Here is a 16,939-nt window from a genome sequence, read left to right as displayed (position 1 = left end):
TGCAATCCATTCCAAACTTTCACACAGATTGCCAATGACAGCCCACGACCCTCAAGCTCAGAAAGTGTCGTCTGGAGACAGCCCTTCTAAAGTCAAAAAGATGTATACCATTGCCCACACCCATTGGGATTATGAGTGGTATTTCACCCAGAATGAGTCGCAAATCCAGCTCGACTATCACATGGACGAGCTGCTGTATGCGCTGGATGCCAACCTGCTGCAAAGCTATCTGCTGGATGGCCAGACCAGCCTGATTGAAGACCATCTCAGTAATTGCCCCCAGAACCGTGAAGCCATTGCCAGGCAGGTAGCAGACAAGCGACTGCTGATTGGCCCCTGGTACACACAATCGGACCTGATGATTGTGGCGGGTGAAGCCATCGTCAAAAATCTCCAGACCGGTTATCACTACGCGCAAGCCATGGGTCACTCCATGGACATCGCCTATGTTCCGGACTCCTTTGGCCAAAGTCAGGATATGCCAAAAATCTTTAATGGGTTTGGTCTGACCCGCTTTGTGTTCTGGCGTGGGCTGTCCAGCCGCAAGAGTGCCTATCGTGAATTTTTGTGGCAAAGCGAAGATGGTTCTGCACTGACCTGCTACAACATTCGTGAAGGTTACTACCCCGGCGGTGCGCTGATCTGGGGGAATGAACACGATATCCGTTCTACCGCCGACACCAACAGCCAGGCCTCGCACTTTGATTTTGGTGTCTTTCCCGTCGGGGGCGACCAGCGTTATGTGGACTTCGACTTTAAAGCAAAAATAGCCAGGGCCAATCGTGAAGTTGCAGAGTATGAATTTATAGAAAGCGACTACGGACAAGTATTCGAAGCGATCGACACCGACAAACTGGCAACGATCCACGGCGAAATGCTGGACTCCGAGAACTCCAAAATACATCGCTCCATCTACTCCTCACGCTACGACCATAAATATATGAATGACCGGGTAGAGCGCAAGCTCATCAATACCCTGGAGCCTCTGATGGCCGTGGGAGCCGCCCTGGGGCTGGAACACAAGCGTGGAACCCTTGACAACATCTGGAAAGGGGTTCTGAAAAACCATGCCCATGACAGTGCCTGTGGCTGTAATACCGACAAAACCAACTACCAGATTCTAAACCGGTTTATTAATGCCGATGAGCGGATTGATGCCCATATTGATTACCTGATTCGCAAGATTTCTGAAGCAACGCCGCAAGACAGTACCCTGACACTGTTCAATACTTTGGCTTACCCGTCAGACAAGAAAATCACAGCCACCATCAGTACCAAAAAGCCTTGTTTTGACATCACCCTGAAGGGTCAGAGCATTCCTTTTGAAGTGGAAGCCATCCGTAAGGTCTACAACGGTTCCATCAAACGGGACGAAAGCGAAAACGATCCAGAGTTGTATTACTACGAGACTGATATTGCTTTCAGACAGGCAATGAAACCGCTTTCTTATTGCAACCTGAACGTTGAAGAAGGGGGGCAGGAACACTCCGTTACCCGGCAGGAAATGGTTCTGGCGGCTATTGAAGATGATCACTACCAACTGACAGTCAGTAACGGTCAACTGAACCTTAAAGAAAAAAGCACAGGCAGACTGCTCAACAACTTGATCATGCTGGTCGATCAAGCCGATGACGGTGATACCTACGATTACTCACCGCTGGTGGGGGACGAGCCTCTGGCATTCGATTTTACCGATGCCGAATGCTCTGCCGAAGCCCACTCGCTCACCCAGACCCTGACAATCAGAAGCAGCATTGAATTGCCGGAAGCGATTGCAGGTCAGATGCGCAGCAGTACGTTGAAAAAACTGCCCTACAGCCTGCAAATTTCTCTGGAAAACAACGGTCTGCTGCAATGTCGTTTGCAAGTGGACAACACTTGTAAAGATCACCGCCTGAGAGTTCGGATTAATACTGGTATTCAGGCAACGACGTCTTTTGCTGATACGCCATTCGGCTGCATTGAGCGCCCTGTTCGTCAAACTGAAATGGATAACTGGCAGGCGCTGGGTTGGAACGAAGAACCCACCGGCATTTATCCCATGCTGAACATCGTCAACCTACATGATGATCAAAGCTCTGTCACAGCCTTTACCCGTGGCATCAAAGAATACGAGATCACCGGCGACCAGGGACAATTTATTGAATTGACCGCTTTCCGAAGTGTTGGCTGGCTCGGTAAGCCAGAGCTTCAGCGTCGTCCCGGTAAGGCATCAGGCAATGAATACCGCTATATCCCGACACCGGACAGCCAGCTTTTGCAAAGCCTTGAATGTGAGTTTGCCATCAGTCTGGACACTCAATTCCACTTCGCAGAACTGCGCAAACGGCAACAGAACTGGACGACACCGGTTCTGCACTATCAAAAGCAGGAGTTGAACCGTTTTACCGGCCCTCTGAAATATTTTGTCTCCAACCGTATGCGCCGTGAACTGGACAGTGAATTCCAGTTGTTCAGCAAGATAGAACTCAGCGACCAGCTGGTCAGTTCTTTGTTCAAGCTGGCAGACGATGGCCGTAGCTATATTCTCCGCCTGCTCAATGCCAGTAATGAGCAACGGGTAAGCGCAACCATTGAATTCAACACAGCACCGAAACGGTTAACGGAGACCGACCTGACCGAGCGTTCTCAGCTGGCCGTTTTCGACAACACGATCGACCTGGACACCATGAAACCGGGCGAAATCAAAACCTTCCTGATTGAACTTTGAGAGTGACTGATGAGTAAAAAAGTCCTTGCCATTACGGGGTGTGCCGCGGGCATAGCACATACGTTCATGGCGGCAGAGAGCCTTGAGAGCACTGCCAAAGCCATGGGTTACGAGGTAAAAGTAGAAACCCACGGCACCATCGGTGTTGAAAATGAATTCACTGCCAAGGAAATTCAGGAAGCCGATGTCATCATCATTGCCGCGGACATTGATGTCAGCCTCGATCGTTTTATCGACAAACGTGTTCTGAAAACCTATGTAAAAGCGGCGATTGAAGATCCTGAAGGTCTGATCAAACAGGCTTTTGAAACCGCCGAAAAACACTCGGTAAAGGGTGAGACCGTCGGCAGTGTTTCCCTGGGCAAAACCAACAACAGCGCCGTAAAACATCTGATGAGTGGCATCAGCTACATGATTCCGATGTGTATCTCGGCGGGTCTGTTGCTGGCTATTGCCAACATTTTTGCCTTCTCTGCCGATGAAGCCGGTAACCTGGTGAACTGGGGGTTTGATGTAGAAACCGCCAGCGGTCTGTTCCTAAGCAAACTGTTTGCCCTGGGCCAGATCGGCTTTAAGTTGATGATCCCGCTGTTTGCCGGATTCACCGCTTACTCGATTGCGGACCGTCCGGCCATTGCCCCTGCCATGATCGGTGCTTACATCATCAATGATCCGGCCTTTCTGGGCACAGAAGCCGGTGCAGGTTTCCTGGGTGCCATCATTGTTGCCTTCCTGGCCGGTTATATCGTCAAATATCTGAAGCAAATCCCCTGGCCGAAGATCATTATGCCCATCGTACCGATCATGGTGATTCCGCTACTGGCGACATTTGCCGTGTTTGTCGTGGTGTTTTACGGCATTGGTCATCCAATCGCTGCCATCATGACCGCTATGTACGATGGCCTGAACTCTTTGTCTAACGCTTATGCAGCGGCTCCGATTCTGATTGGTGCGCTGATTGGTGCCATGATCGGCTTTGACCTGGGTGGGCCGGTTAACAAGATTGCCCTGATTTTCGGTACCGCGGTATTCACCGATACGGTGGCCAAGTACGGTATCCAGGGCGCAAACTTTGTACCGGGCACTGCGGCCCAGGCGGCGATCTCTGTGGCACCTCTGGGCGCCTGGCTGGCGACCAAGTTGTTCAAAAATCTATTCAGCTCCGACCAGACTGTTATGGGTAACAACGCCATGGCCATGGGTATGGTGGGCATCACTGAAGGTGCGATTCCTTTTGCGGCCAGTAAGCCACTGGTATTTATCCCCGCTAACGTGATTGGCTCCGCTGTAGCCGGTGCTTTGGTGACTGCATTTGGTGCCAAATTCTACGGTGGCCTGGGTTCGCCGCTGGGTACCTTTGTCGGTTATATCGAACAGCCCATGCCATTTGTGCCCTGGATCTTCTCTATTTGTGTAGGCATCACAGTAACCGCCTGCATCATTGGTTTTGGTCTGAAACAGGCGCAGAAAAAAGCCCTTAGAGAAGCCGCTAAAGAAGAGAAAGGAGAAGTTGCTCATGCTTAAGCAAGAAAATGTCATTCTGGATGTTGCTGCATCCTCCAAAGAAGCCTTGTTCGAAGCCATCAGCAAGGTGGCCCTGGAAACTGGTGTTATTTCCAACGCCGATGCCTTTGTTGAAGGGCTGAAAGCGCGTGAAGTCTTCGGCTCTACTGGCTTTATGGATGGCTTTGCCATTCCTCATTGCAAGAACGCTGTCGTGCAGGAACCCACGGTTTTCTTCATTCGTTTGCAGGAAGGTCTTGAATGGGGGCTGGCGGACAACACCGCTGCTCAATATATTTTCTGCCTGGCCATTTCAGATACTGACGACGGTGAACAACTGAAAGTACTGAGCAAGCTGTCACGCAAGCTGGTTCATGCAGACTTTCGCAGCCAGCTGAAAGCCGTTACTTCGACGGCTGACATTGTTGAGATTGTGAATCAGGCTATTGGCTGATTCCGTCAGGGCTGCATGATCCGCAGCCCTTAACCAATACGAGGGACGGTTGATATGTATCTTGCCATCGATCTGGGCGGCACTTTTGTTAAGTACGGAGTGCTGGATGAACAGGGAAACATCAGGCTGAAAAACAAGTTCCCAACCCCTCAGGGAGAGATTGAACCGCTCTATGGAGAGATCCGTCGTGTATTTGATCAGGTCTCTGCAGAGTTTGAAATCAAAGGTCTGGCGATCAGTGCTCCCGGTGCGGTAACTGAACAGGGGGTGATTCATGGTATCAGTGCCATTCCCTGTATTCATGGCCCCAATATTCGGGAAGATCTTCAAAGCCAATTCAATATTCCCGTAGCCATAGAAAACGATGCCAACTGTGCGGCGCTGGCAGAAGTCAGGGCGGGCAGTGCCAGAGGCTATGAAGACGTGCTGTTTGTGGTCTGTGGCACCGGTGTCGGTGGCGCGGTTATCAAAAAAGGACAACTGCACAAGGGTAAACATCTTTTGGGCGGTGAGTTCGGAATGCTGGTTCAGTACGACCATAAACAGGGCCGTATGGAATCCTTCAGCTGGCTGGCCTCCACGGGTAATATGGCACGCAGGGCTTCTGAAAAACTGAACCGCGAACTGTCGGGTCAGGAGGTGTTTGAGCTGGCTGCGTCGGGTAATCAAACCTGTCAGGAAGAGGTTGATGCTTTCTACGCCCACCTTTCAGTTCTGCTGACCAACCTTCAGTGTGTTTATGACCCTGAGTTGATTGTGGTATCAGGAGGGGTTACTGAACGGCCTCAGTTTGGTGAAGAGTTGAAAGCTGCTTTGGACACCATTAATAGCAAACGAGACGTTCTTGCCATTGAGACTGAAGTGGCTGTTGCTGAGCATAGGAATGATGCTAATTTGTTGGGGGCGTTCTTTAATCTGAAGGACAAGGTCGGGCATTTTGGGAAGTATTTAGCCTGACAAATCTCAAGCTCTGCTTGACTATTCCGAAATGACTTACTAATGTTCAGTTAGCTCATCCACCATGCTGTGGAAGGAGTAACGAAGGCGTCACATAACCAAGTGTGACGCCTTTAGTCTTTTCAAGCCAACTAAATTTCCTGTCCCTGCCAGTATCTTACGTATTCCCTCTGGAGTTTTCGTTTTGTGTGCTCCCTATCAACACAATAGGCCGTCCACGGCAGGATGTAGTCTCTCCGGTCAGCGAGGATCACCAGATATTCATGACTTTCCAGCCAGAGTAGAATTCTGGTTTCATTCCTGCGACGCTGGTTCCTCCATACCTTAATTGAAGTATCCTCTGAATGGTTTATAACCGATGCTGGCCAGCGTATGCGTTCCATTCGTCGTATATCAGGCTGCCGGTCCTCCTCCACCTCACCTTCGGTGATCATATGCCTGAAGGTTGCTTCTTTACCATCCGCAGTCAGAGGGTGGCGTTTTAACGCAAGCCTGCGTCCTTTAAATGAAGGTTTGGAGCTTACAAAATCTGCTCTGAATAGCTGATAAACAGCCTCATAAAAAGCATTCCAAGCGCTGTAATTTTTACGGCGAATGAGGGGTGGAAGCCAGTCTGGTTCAGCGATATCAGGCATTAGCTCCCCCGTTTGGTGTCCACTTCAACAGGTTGCTCTTGTTCTCTTTCAAAAGAGTGGATCGTGTAAGGTTGTATCTGGAACGTTGTTGCATCCGCTTGACCACCTGATGCTTGGCCACGCTGTTAAATTTTCCACGATTAGCGTACATCACAGTCCCTATCAACAAATCAGCCAACTGCATAAGATCAACATGTTTTGATTCAACCAGTTGCACTCTCTGGACAATATGATGAGAAAAATCATAAAGATTATGACAAAGAGCGTCATGCAGTTTACGAACCTTGTTACCCCCCTGAGTATCTTTAATATCCAAGTAAATCCGATAATGAGCCTGAGGATCGAAAATAGCCTTCAACATGGTGAAATACATTTTGTAGTACCAAGTGTCATGATCCTGGCTGAACAGGTTATGATTAAGGACGCTTTTGTCAGCTATAACTCCACGAAAATGCAAATCGTCGTCGTCAAAAAAATAATCCAGGATATCAAGATAAAAAGTCAGTTTGGCCGGTGAAACACTGGTCCATTTAATTTCCATCTGTGGGTTAAGGTCGTGCTTCTGGCGAATTTCCCTCAGCCTCCGGGCTATTTCCTTGCGCTTGCTGACTGGACACCAGACGGCTCCGAGTACCATAAAGGGCTGTCTGTCGTTTTCCAAATGACAGGATTCGTCGCAATAGACGTTATAAAGCTCGCTCAAGAAAATACTCCCGTTGTTTGTCATGATAACCTGTATTCGCAGCAGGTCTTTTTACATTTGTAAGATAACACCCACCATCTTGCCTGAAGCACTGAGATTATCTGACGCTCCCCCTTTAAAACGCAAAAAACCTGCAACCGTGGCCACTCGCTACGTATTAGAATGGGCACTATTGCAAGTCTGTGAGTCAATGTAGCAAGACGATCGAAGAACGCAAGCTGTTCAAAAACTACCGTGCTTTTCAAAATCCAAGTTGCTCGTTCCCACGCAGAGCGAGGGAACGAGGGGTAAAACCTGTAGGGCGGCGAGTTTGGAGTGCTGGTTCAGTACGACCATGAACAGGGTCGTATGGAGTCCTTCAGCTGGCTGGCCTCCACCGGCAATATGGCACGCAGGGCTTCTGAAAAATTGAACCGCGAACTGTCGGGTCAGGAGGTGTTTGAGCTGGCTGCTTCCGGTAATCAAACCTGTCAGGAAGAGGTTTCGGCCTTCTACGCCCATCTGTCAGTTTTGCTGACCAACCTTCAGTGTGTTTATGACCCTGAGCTGATTGTGGTACCAGGAGGGGTTACTGAACGGCCTCAGTTTGGTGAAGAGCTGAAAGCTGCCCTGGACGCCATTAATAGTAAACGAGATGTTCTTGCCATTGAGACTGAAGTGGCTGTTGCTGAGCATAGGAATGATGCCAATTTGTTGGGGGCGTTCTTTAATCTAAAGGACAAGGTCGGGCATTGAGATGTAAGACTGAAAACCAGCCAGCCAACTTGCAGCCCCCTCTTCAACTGCTATCCTCAAACCTCGAACAAAAAACCACACAGGAAAGCAGTGTCACTGAACCCCGCCCTGAAGGACGGGGCTTGTAAAAGCCTCTAATTCAGAAATGTAAGTGACCAGACTAAGCCACTTCGAGTGGCTACATTAAAGGCGAATGTATAGTTACCTTGGGATGCTTCACCAGTCCCAAGCTCTAAGGATAGTGGTTAAACAGTGTATTGAGGGTTAATCACAGTGCTGCTATCAAGAAACCGCCTATTAACATTGTCGAGGTGAACTTTACTGGCGAAAGCCTGGTTCGGTGCGTAAGCGCCAAAAATAGAGTGATGGCTTGCCCTAACGGGCAAGTCAACATTCCTCCCCGCACTAGAAGCACGGGGTATCCAGTTGAGGAAAAACGATGAGCCTTGAGGCAAGAGTCGCAACACTGGAAGAACAGGTAGACAAGCATGACCGACACTTTGACAAGGTGGCAGATAAACTAGAAAAGACTGGCTGGTACCTTGACAAGGTGGCAGATAAGCTAGAAAAGATTGACCGGCGTCTTAGCGAGCATGACCAGCGTCTTGACAGGCTCGACAGCAAGCTCGCCTAGAACGCGGTTTTACCTCGCTCCCATGCAGAGCGTGGGAACGAGGTGAAGCTCAGACCTGCTGGCCGACTTATCCCCAGGGATGGGGGGTATCCCACCAAGCGCCTGGAGCGCGACTGGGAGGGAGCGGTTGATGGCTGGAGAATGGTATCCGTTAAATGGAGTGAACAGTTATGAGTAATTTATACGAAACTGATTATCATCAGTGGCTTGGTCAACAAGCAAATTTGTTAGCTAATAAACAGTTTAGTGAACTTGACCTTGATAACCTTATTGCGGAATTGGAAATGAGTAGAGAGGATGAAATTGACAAGCTGGAATCCTTTCTTGTTAACCTGGTGCTTCATTTACTCAAATGTGAGTATCAAACGACCGTGTTGAAAGATGGGTGTAATACACACTTTATTCCTAGCTGGTTAACCAGTATTAGTAATCGTAGAAGTGATATTCAGCGTGTGATTAAGAAGCACAAGAGCGTACAGCACGTTTGCGAAGAAGCGTTGGCCAATATTTATCCCGAAGCGAAACGGCGTGCTATTAAACAGATGAATAAGCATGTTCACGCGAATCAAAAGCTCACTCAAGATAGCTTTCCTAATGAATGCCCTTGGAGCTATGAACAGGTTATAAATGAAGATTGGGAACCACTAAACGGAGTAAACATTTATAAGTAATTTGACTCGCTCCATGCAGAGCGTGGGAACGAGGGGTAAAGCTCTGTTGATTATTCCGATATGACTTACTAATGTTCAACTAGCTCATCCACCATGCTGTGGAAGGAGTAACGAAGGCGTCGTATAAACAAGTGCGGCGCCTTTATTCTTTTAAGGCTGAATACCTTCTTTAAACGTCTCAAAAAATTGGCTGGGATGTATTGATTAGAAGTCATTGGCTTGATACTCCACATCAATACGATCTTTCAATTCACCTTCATTTATTTAATCTGACGCTTTTACGTCAATTTCCCAGTCAACACCAACATTTGAAGACCAAACATTGATCGAAAATTCGTTTCCATCCGGGTCTTTAACAGTATCGTAGTTCTCAGCAACACTATCCCGACTCCTGTCGGCTCTAAGCACTGGAGAAGGTACACTAACAATATAGAATTCCTTACCATCAAGGCTGATGATCAAATAGCCACCAGAAACCGGGGGCATGCAATCTGTACCTTCGATCGTAAAACTCATATTTTTTCCTCTTTTCGTGCCTGCCATCTTGCCTGAAGCATTCAGGTTATCCAGCTCCCCCCCCCACTTAAAACGCAAAAAAACCTGCAACCGTGACCACTCGCTACTGATTAGAATGGGCACTATTGCAGGTCTGTGGGTCAATGCAGCAAGATGATCGGAAAACGCAAGCCGCTCAAAACTGCCGTACTTTTCAAAATCCAACTTTGTTACAATGCCCGATCGGTAAAGATAGTACGGATCCATGCATGAGCCAGCTGTTACATCAGTTACTGTTTGACCAAGCTGAAAAAGCACCTCTGTCCAGCGCCCTGGGAGTGAAATCTCAGTGGTATGATTATGTTTCGGTTGCCCGGCATGTAAAAAGTGTGGCCTCTGGCTTGCAGAGCCTGGGTTTATCCAGACATGAGAGGGTGGCGGTTTACCTGCCAAAAACTGCTGAAGCGGTGTTCAGTTATTTTGGAACAACGGCTGCCGGTGGTGTCATGGTGCCTGTCAATCCGGTGTTAAAAGCGCCTCAGGTGTTGCATATTCTGACGGACTGTAAAGCCAGAGTTCTGATCACCAACAAGGCTCGCTTCAAGCAGATGGAGGCCAGCCTGACTGATTGCCACGATCTACGTCATGTTGTGTTGGTGGATGGGCACGCTGAAGAGAATAACAGTACTCAGGTTATTGCCTGGTCTGACTTCCTGAAGGAAGAGAACGCCTGGTCTCAGCCGCCCGCGATTGATATGGATATGGCAGCGATTCTCTACACCTCCGGAAGCACCGGTAAACCCAAGGGAGTTGTACTGTCTCATCGTAATATGGTGACCGGCGCTTACAGTGTTTCTGAATATCTTGAAAATACCCACCGGGACCGGCTTTTATGTGTACTGCCGTTTAGTTTTGACTATGGTTTCAGTCAACTGACCACTGCCTTTGCTTCCGGTGCCAGTTGCTATCTGCTGGAATACCTGTTGCCTGGAGACATCATCAAACAGGTGGCTCAACAAAATATTACCGGCCTGGCCCTGGTGCCTCCCCTCTGGGTGCAACTGTCTGAAATGAATTGGCCTGAAGAAGCCTCAAAAAGTTTGAGGTATTTCACCAATTCTGGTGGTGCGATGCCATCGTCAACCCTGGCTGCGCTCAGAAACAAAATGCCGCAGGCTTCACCCTATTTAATGTATGGCCTGACGGAAGCCTTTCGGTCCAGTTATCTGCCACCAGAAGAAGTCGACCGTCGTCCGGGCTCTATGGGCAAAGCCATTCCCAATGCTGAGTTACTTGTTATTAATGAAAGCGGACTGCCCTGTAAACCCCATGAGCCGGGAGAACTGGTTCATCGGGGAAGCCTGGTGGCACTGGGCTACTGGAATGATACTGAACGAACCAGAGAGCGCTTCAAACCCGCCCCTTTGTCTATTCAGGAAATCCCAACGCCAGAGCTGGCGGTCTGGTCCGGTGATGTGGTTACTCAGGATGAAGACGGTTATTTGTATTTTGTTGGACGCAAAGACGACATGATCAAGACATCGGGCTACCGGGTCAGTCCCAGTGAGCTTGAGGAACTGATGTACACATCGGGCATGGTAGCCGAAGTGGCCGCTATCGGTGTCCCCCATCACCGGCTGGGGCAGGCTATTGTGCTGATCGTGGTATCAGCGACGGATGAGCCTGTTGAAGAAAAAGCAGTGATCAAGCATTACCAGAAACACATGCCATCCTATATGGTGCCCTCACGGGTTATTACTCAACCTTCATTAGCCAGAAATCCTAACGGCAAGATAGACCGCAAAGCCCTGGCTGCAGAGTATGAACATCTGTTTGTATCCGGAGAAAACAAATGAGCAAGCAGCATGATCGTCTGCAGCGAATTGCAGTAAAAGACAATGTTCTTCAAATAGCGGGTCGCCCTGCAAATCAACTGGTGGCCATGGCGGGCGGAACACCCTGTTATATATACGACAGAAATGCACTGACTGAGCGGGTACAATCGCTGCGCTCAGTGATGCCCTCTGACTTAAAGCTGCATTATGCGATCAAAGCGAATCCATTGCCTGCTGTTGTTTATCATATGGCAGGACTTGTAGATGGCCTGGACGTGGCCTCCCAGAGAGAAATGGTGGTAGCTATAGGTTCGGGTATTGATCCTGAAACAATCAGCTTTGCCGGCCCCGCAAAAAGAGTCGAAGAACTCAGGGCAGCTGTGGCAGCCAATATCGTGATTAATGTTGAATCCAGCCTGGAGCTGGAAAGGCTTTACCAACTTTCCTCTGAGTTGCAGATAAAGCCCAGAATCGCTTTGCGCGTTAACCCAGACTTTGAACTCAAGTCGTCCGGCATGAAAATGGCCGGAGGGCCAAAGCAGTTTGGTATTGATGCAGAATTAATGCCTGACGTGTTATCTGGGCTGGATACCGAAAAAGTAGATTTTTATGGTTTTCATATTTTCTCCGGATCCCAGAATCTAAAACCGGATGCGTTGATTGAGGCTCATGCTAAAACCTTTGAGCTGGCTACACGACTCTGTGAGCTGGCTCCTGCTCCGGTCCGGCATATCAACATTGGTGGCGGTCTCGGGATTCCCTATTTTCCGGGTGAGCAGATGCTGGATGTTGTGCCCGTTGCTGAGCATCTTCAAAAGTTGATGGACGCACGCACGGGCCGATTCAAAAACGCTGAGATTGTTATGGAGTTGGGCCGATACCTGGTGGGCGAAGCGGGTTACTACCTCTGTCAGATTACCGATAAAAAAGTATCCAGGGGCCAGACGTTCCTGATGACCGATGGCGGGCTGCATCATAATTTGTCGAACTCTGGCAATTTTGGTCAGGTGATCCGGAAAAACTACCCAGTCCTGATTGCCAATCGAGTCACATCGGAAGAGAAGGAAACCGTTGAGATTGTAGGGCCGTTATGCACTCCCCTGGATATTGTTGGTGCCAAGCTGGAGCTACCGGTGGCAGAGGTGGGTGATCTGGTTGTGGTATTTCAGTCTGGGGCTTATGGGGCTACGGCTAGTCCTCAGCAGTTCTTGAGTCATCCTGAAGTGAAAGAGATGTTGGTTTGAGGCGGGGGGCTTAATATCAACAGGTTTGTGAATAAAGCAGGAGAGCGGGTATGAAAACTGTTCAGGTAAAAGTATCTGACTTTCGGGAAAACTTGCAGGTTTGGCTTGCCCGGGTTAACGACGGTGAAAGTCTGGCTCTCTCTGAACATGGCAAAATTATTGCCCGTGTTATACCCGAATTTTCCGAGACAGGAAGGGAGAATCAGGCAAGGGGCAGGCTGAGCATTATTGCTTCTCAGTGTCAGATCGGAGACGTCATCTCTCCACTTTGGGAAAGCTGGGATGCTCAGCCAGATTATGGATAAAAAGCCCACAGGGCTTTCCCACTCACCCACATGATTAGGATTTTTTAGTGTAATGTCTACCGTGGATAAACCAAAAGCTAAGGTGCGTGAGGCTATTGCTGAGGATTTTGCCCAGGTTTATCCTCTGTTAAGGCAGCTGAACAGCACGCGATTTACAGAAGCTATATGGAAAAGACTGTTTACGAATCTGTGGGGGCAGGAGAATTGGTCACCCGGTTACGTGCTTGATACCGGTGAAAAGATAGTGGGTTTTCTTGGTGGGTTCTATTCTGAGGAAACGATTGAGGGGCAGAGGCAGGTTATTTGCAACCTGACGGCGTGGGTTGTTGATGAAGACTATCGCAGCTCCTCCATGATGCTGTTGATGCCTTTCTTACGTAAGAAGTCGGTAGTGCTCACCAGCCTGACGTCCTCACCTGAAGCTTACGCCGTTTATAAAAAACTGGGCTTTAAGGATCTTGATACCAGTGCCAGGGTTATTTATCCATGGCCGTCTTTTATGGGAGCTGTGGAGCTGGTAACTGAGCCAGAAAAGGTGAGAAAGCTACTGAATGAGCAGGACCGCCGGTGCTTTGATGCTCATCTCTCCTTAGATGTCTGGCAGTATGCGATCAGGAAAGGGAACCGGGTCTGTTATTTATTGATCACTCGTCGTTTAAATCGGGCTCATATACATCGGGTAGGTGATATCGAGCTGTTCAGAGAAACCATCGGCCAGGCAAGCAGGCCTCTCTGTAAAGCAATGAGTGTGAGAGGATTGCAGGTTGATGAGCGCTTTCTTGCCGGGAAAAAGCTGCTGCTCTCTCGCTCGAAACAGTTTAGCCAGCCGAAGCAGTACAAAGGGAGTATTTCGGCAGGCGGGGTGAATGCCAGTTACTCGGAGCTGGTGGTGTTGGCGACGCTCTGATGTGCTGGTTTTTTTGTCTCAGGGCTGCTTCAGAATAGAAAATGACTCAGGCAGCCCGTTCAATGTAGCCCAACAAACTACCCACCGTTTCGAAGATGGTGGCATCGATATCATCATCGGCTACGTTGATGCCAAAGGACTCTTCCATGGCGGTGATCACACCCACTACTGCCATAGAGTCAAACTCAGGGAGGGCGCCCAGAAGTTCGGTTTCTTCGTCAAAGCTGCTGGTATCGATTTCGAGAATCTCTGCCAACAGATTTTTCAGTTCTTCAATTTTTGCCATCTAAATATCCAGTGCTGCCAATATCGACAATAATAATGCGTTACTATCCGAGGCAGGCACTTTAATGTTTTTATAAAGTGCCTGCAAGATAAAATTTATTTAAAAAAATATGTATTAAAACGTATATAAATATTCTTGATTAAATTAATAGTCCGCTAACAAGTCCAACTAAAAATACAACCAAGGCTATAAGGATTTTTTGTTTTTTCTTTTTACGGCTTTTTTTCTTCTCATTTATATCCTGAATATGACTATCATAGCCGGTATGCGCTACAGCATCATTCTCTAATATAGCTGCGTACATTCCAAGCGATTTCATATTTGAAGATAAAGCGCTTTCTACAGAAGCTGAACTATTGGACTCATCAAGAAAGGAAGCGTAACCTCCTTTAATTGATAGATAATCGCTCTTCCTTCTTAATCCGGGGTTAAAAGAGAAACCTTGCCATTTGGGATTCGATGATAAGAGTTTGTTATACACTGTTTTATCACAAGAAAATTTTTCTCCTAGCGAATGGAATGGATAATCTCTTTTAATATCGTGATAAAAGCTTCTTAACCAGACCTGATATACATATTTATTACTTTCAAGTACTCTTAAAGAATCTTCAATAAACCCTCCACGATAAAACTCCCAATCATCTTCACAGTGGAAAATATAGTCTGTGTCGACCAACGAGTAAGCTTTATCAATAGACTTTATTTGGCCTAGCTTTTTTGTGTTAACAATGATAGTGCAGTATTTTTTAAATTTCTCAGGAATTAGTGATAGAACTGCATCATCACCGGAATCTTCTATGATTATTAACTTTCTAATTGGGCAAGTGTTATTACTGAAAAAGCTACTCAGAGTTTTCTCTAGTAAGTTAAAGCGGCCACAGCTTGTTATTACTAAAGAAACATTACTTTTATCTGAAAATGAAGAGGTTTTCATGACTTTATTTTTAAGAAACTCTCTTTATGAATTGTAAATAAATTTTAACATTCTAAACAGCTAGAGGTTAAAGCCAAGGTGGAGGAAGAACTCTTTTTATTTGGCGTCTTATGTTTTTTTCAACCTCCTTCAACATTGTCGTTTCTCCTGGCAATCTTCGTTTAATCCCAAGATCTTTTAATAAGGGAAACAGATCTTCTCTAATAGAAGATGATTCAAGGGCATCGTCAGTTAGGTGTACATTTCGTGGATAAACAGCAAAAGTTTTTAAATCTTTATTTATATAGCCTCCCGTCATGTAATCATCAACTGGCATATATAATGGATATGCATGCTTTAACAGCTTTTTGGCCCCTTGTTCTGTGACTAGATAAGCTGTTGTACAGGAACTTTTATTGGTAAATTTTACAATTTTTGATTTTTTGGTGAGTTGGGTTTTATGCCAGATAGAAGGGAGGCATTCTCGATAAAACATCATCATTAAATCCCAAGAGACCGAGCTTTTTTTTATATTCTTGAGGCACTCTATGGATTCTTGAGTTAAAACAACATCTGACTCCAGTATCAATGCACAAGGTATCTGCTCATCAACAATTTTTTGCCAAATACTGGTATGACTCAGATAACACCCAATCTCTCCAAGAGCCAGAGGACGACCCCCATGCTTAATAGATTGACTTTCAGAATACAGATTTTTCTGATCGTTACTAAGTTCGTGCCCATCAACTGCATTCGAGAATTCAAAGTTGACACCTTTTAATGTTAAATGCTCAGCAACTTCTATACGGCGATCAACTTCCCTTTCCATGCATATAACAAATACGGGAAAATCAATAAGAGTAGAATTTATTGGGTTAGACATTTTCTTTTGTTTTCATATTAAGTTTCTTGTTTGAAGAAGCAAGAATGTTTGCAACAAACATCGGTATTGTCAGGACAAAAAGTAGTCCACCAGGGTACTCATAAATACGATGCCCATCAAATTGTAATGTAACCATCATACCTAGCACTACCGCATCCCAACTACTTATTTTCGATTTTTTTATAATTATTTCATACGGTCTTTTTAATAAGCATACAAGCAATAGAACCAGCGCAATGATGCCACCGTAAAATGTTGCGTTAATGTAAATCGAATGCCAGTTATTTATGACTGTTTCACCTACCATATTGCGAGGGCTGGCTGCTATACCATGACCAAAAAACAAGGTGCTTGGTGACTCTGTAATTCTTGTGATAGCGTTAGCATAGATTTCAAATCTATGGGAGTCAGCTCTTTCAATCAAACTACTAAAGTAGTCAGAGTAATATAACTCAATAACAGTTATAACTGTTAAAAAAGCAATCAAGCTTATTGAGAAATAAACGAAAAAGCTCTTAAGAGAATCTACTTTTGAAAAAGCAACAATAATCATGCCAGCTAACAAGCCTAGAAGAGCCCCTCTTGATGAAAGGGATAGTGTAGCTGATGCAAGAAGCAAAAAGCTGATTGAAAATAAGAGAAGGTGAATTCTATTTCGTGCATGAAGAACATGAAAAAATGAAATAATAGCTGCTGAGGAAGAAAACCAAGCAATAGGATTGCGATTATCAAAGACCCCAAAAATAACATCAGGAAGTCTTGTATCAATAACTCCCCACTTATAGTAAACCGCTGAAAGTAATATCAATGCTGCTAATACATAGTAATAATCCAGTTTTCTGAAACGTTCCAACTGATATCTACTAATGTTAAATATAAGAAACAAAAGAGCCAGTGTGGCCAGCATTTTCGCAGCCATGTTATTAATTTTGTCACTATCTGACCATAACAGACTAAGAGCAAACCAGGCTGTTAGGAGAAGAAATAACTGAACGAACCGATCCTTCATGAAAGGGTTGAAGTCCTTCCACCTTATGCATATAAGCACAGGTATACAAATCCAGACACG

Annotated in this window: 18 protein-coding genes; 11 read left to right on the top strand and 7 right to left on the bottom strand. The window is 46.6% G+C overall.

Features of this window, described 5'->3' with window-relative positions:
* Positions 1-34: 34 nt before the first annotated feature.
* Genes K7B67_RS22505 through K7B67_RS22490 form a run of 4 tightly spaced genes read left to right on the top strand, consistent with a single transcriptional unit; the run spans position 35 to position 5,624 of the window.
* Positions 35-2,710 (top strand): glycoside hydrolase family 38 C-terminal domain-containing protein, encoded by a 2,676-nt coding sequence (locus K7B67_RS22505; protein ID WP_252178078.1) that lies wholly within the window; start codon positions 35-37, stop codon positions 2,708-2,710.
* Between the two features lie 9 nt (positions 2,711-2,719).
* A complete protein-coding gene (locus tag K7B67_RS22500) occupies positions 2,720-4,234 on the top strand; it encodes a fructose-specific PTS transporter subunit EIIC (RefSeq protein ID WP_252178077.1) in 1,515 nt (504 codons plus the stop codon).
* Complete coding sequence (locus tag K7B67_RS22495) at positions 4,227-4,667, top strand: fructose PTS transporter subunit IIA (protein WP_252178076.1); 441 nt, start codon at positions 4,227-4,229, stop codon at positions 4,665-4,667. Before K7B67_RS22500 ends, K7B67_RS22495 begins: the two co-directional genes overlap by 8 nt.
* A gap of 54 nt (positions 4,668-4,721) precedes the next feature.
* On the top strand, positions 4,722-5,624 hold the full coding sequence (locus tag K7B67_RS22490) for an ROK family protein (protein ID WP_252178075.1): 903 nt from the start codon (positions 4,722-4,724) through the stop codon (positions 5,622-5,624).
* A gap of 131 nt (positions 5,625-5,755) precedes the next feature.
* Here the strand turns inward: K7B67_RS22490 and K7B67_RS22485 are convergent, their stop codons facing one another.
* Positions 5,756-6,259: a hypothetical protein gene (locus K7B67_RS22485; RefSeq protein ID WP_252178074.1), complete on the bottom strand. Its 504-nt coding sequence runs from the start codon at positions 6,257-6,259 to the stop codon at positions 5,756-5,758.
* A complete protein-coding gene (locus K7B67_RS22480; RefSeq protein WP_252178073.1) occupies positions 6,252-6,962 on the bottom strand; it encodes a DUF3800 domain-containing protein in 711 nt (236 codons plus the stop codon). The genes K7B67_RS22485 and K7B67_RS22480 overlap by 8 nt, the downstream gene beginning before the upstream one ends.
* Positions 6,963-7,277: 315 nt before the next feature.
* Here K7B67_RS22480 and K7B67_RS22475 point away from each other — a divergent pair, with 315 nt between their 5' ends.
* The 3 genes from K7B67_RS22475 to K7B67_RS22465 all read left to right on the top strand — a co-directional run bounded on the left by K7B67_RS22475 (position 7,278) and on the right by K7B67_RS22465 (position 9,002).
* Positions 7,278-7,697 carry an ROK family protein gene (locus K7B67_RS22475; RefSeq protein ID WP_252178072.1) on the top strand — a complete coding sequence of 140 codons (420 nt, stop codon included), beginning with the start codon at positions 7,278-7,280 and terminating at the stop codon, positions 7,695-7,697.
* Between the two features lie 439 nt (positions 7,698-8,136).
* Complete coding sequence (locus K7B67_RS22470) at positions 8,137-8,331, top strand: hypothetical protein (protein WP_252178071.1); 195 nt, start codon at positions 8,137-8,139, stop codon at positions 8,329-8,331.
* A 170-nt stretch (positions 8,332-8,501) separates the two neighbouring features.
* Positions 8,502-9,002: a DUF29 domain-containing protein gene (locus K7B67_RS22465; protein ID WP_252178070.1), complete on the top strand. Its 501-nt coding sequence runs from the start codon at positions 8,502-8,504 to the stop codon at positions 9,000-9,002.
* Between the two features lie 264 nt (positions 9,003-9,266).
* On the opposite strand, the gene K7B67_RS22460 is transcribed toward K7B67_RS22465, so the two are convergent.
* Entirely contained in the window at positions 9,267-9,764 is a 498-nt protein-coding gene (locus K7B67_RS22460) for a hypothetical protein (RefSeq protein WP_252178069.1), read from the bottom strand.
* Between the two features lie 2 nt (positions 9,765-9,766).
* Here K7B67_RS22460 and K7B67_RS22455 point away from each other — a divergent pair, with 2 nt between their 5' ends.
* The 4 genes from K7B67_RS22455 (at position 9,767) to K7B67_RS22440 (ending at position 13,788) form a co-directional block, all read left to right on the top strand.
* Positions 9,767-11,353, top strand: coding sequence for an acyl-CoA ligase (AMP-forming), exosortase A system-associated (locus tag K7B67_RS22455; protein WP_252178068.1), 1,587 nt, complete (start codon positions 9,767-9,769; stop codon positions 11,351-11,353).
* Positions 11,350-12,576 (top strand): pyridoxal-dependent decarboxylase, exosortase A system-associated, encoded by a 1,227-nt coding sequence (locus tag K7B67_RS22450; RefSeq protein ID WP_252178067.1) that lies wholly within the window; start codon positions 11,350-11,352, stop codon positions 12,574-12,576. Before K7B67_RS22455 ends, K7B67_RS22450 begins: the two co-directional genes overlap by 4 nt.
* Before the next feature lie 50 nt (positions 12,577-12,626).
* Positions 12,627-12,881, top strand: a complete 255-nt coding sequence (locus K7B67_RS22445) for a hypothetical protein (RefSeq protein WP_252178066.1) — start codon at positions 12,627-12,629, stop codon at positions 12,879-12,881.
* A gap of 61 nt (positions 12,882-12,942) precedes the next feature.
* Positions 12,943-13,788, top strand: a complete 846-nt coding sequence (locus K7B67_RS22440) for a GNAT family N-acetyltransferase (protein ID WP_252178065.1) — start codon at positions 12,943-12,945, stop codon at positions 13,786-13,788.
* Between the two features lie 46 nt (positions 13,789-13,834).
* Here K7B67_RS22440 and K7B67_RS22435 read toward each other — a convergent pair whose 3' ends face one another.
* From K7B67_RS22435 to K7B67_RS22420, 4 genes are all read right to left on the bottom strand, one after another.
* The gene (locus tag K7B67_RS22435; protein WP_252178064.1) at positions 13,835-14,074 is read right to left on the bottom strand and encodes a phosphopantetheine-binding protein; all 240 of its coding nucleotides are present in this window, start codon (positions 14,072-14,074) and stop codon (positions 13,835-13,837) included.
* A 139-nt stretch (positions 14,075-14,213) separates the two neighbouring features.
* The gene (locus K7B67_RS22430; RefSeq protein ID WP_252178063.1) at positions 14,214-15,008 is read right to left on the bottom strand and encodes a glycosyltransferase; all 795 of its coding nucleotides are present in this window, start codon (positions 15,006-15,008) and stop codon (positions 14,214-14,216) included.
* A 67-nt stretch (positions 15,009-15,075) separates the two neighbouring features.
* Positions 15,076-15,870: a glycosyltransferase family 25 protein gene (locus tag K7B67_RS22425; RefSeq protein ID WP_252178062.1), complete on the bottom strand. Its 795-nt coding sequence runs from the start codon at positions 15,868-15,870 to the stop codon at positions 15,076-15,078.
* Positions 15,863-16,789 carry an O-antigen ligase family protein gene (locus tag K7B67_RS22420; protein ID WP_252178061.1) on the bottom strand — a complete coding sequence of 309 codons (927 nt, stop codon included), beginning with the start codon at positions 16,787-16,789 and terminating at the stop codon, positions 15,863-15,865. Before K7B67_RS22420 ends, K7B67_RS22425 begins: the two co-directional genes overlap by 8 nt.
* Between the last annotated feature and the right edge of the window lie 150 nt (positions 16,790-16,939).

This window comes from Endozoicomonas sp. 4G, assembly GCF_023822025.1.
Taxonomy (GTDB): domain Bacteria; phylum Pseudomonadota; class Gammaproteobacteria; order Pseudomonadales; family Endozoicomonadaceae; genus Endozoicomonas_A.
The sequence above is the reverse complement of the archived record's forward strand: the minus strand, read 5'-3'. Positions and strand labels throughout refer to the sequence as shown.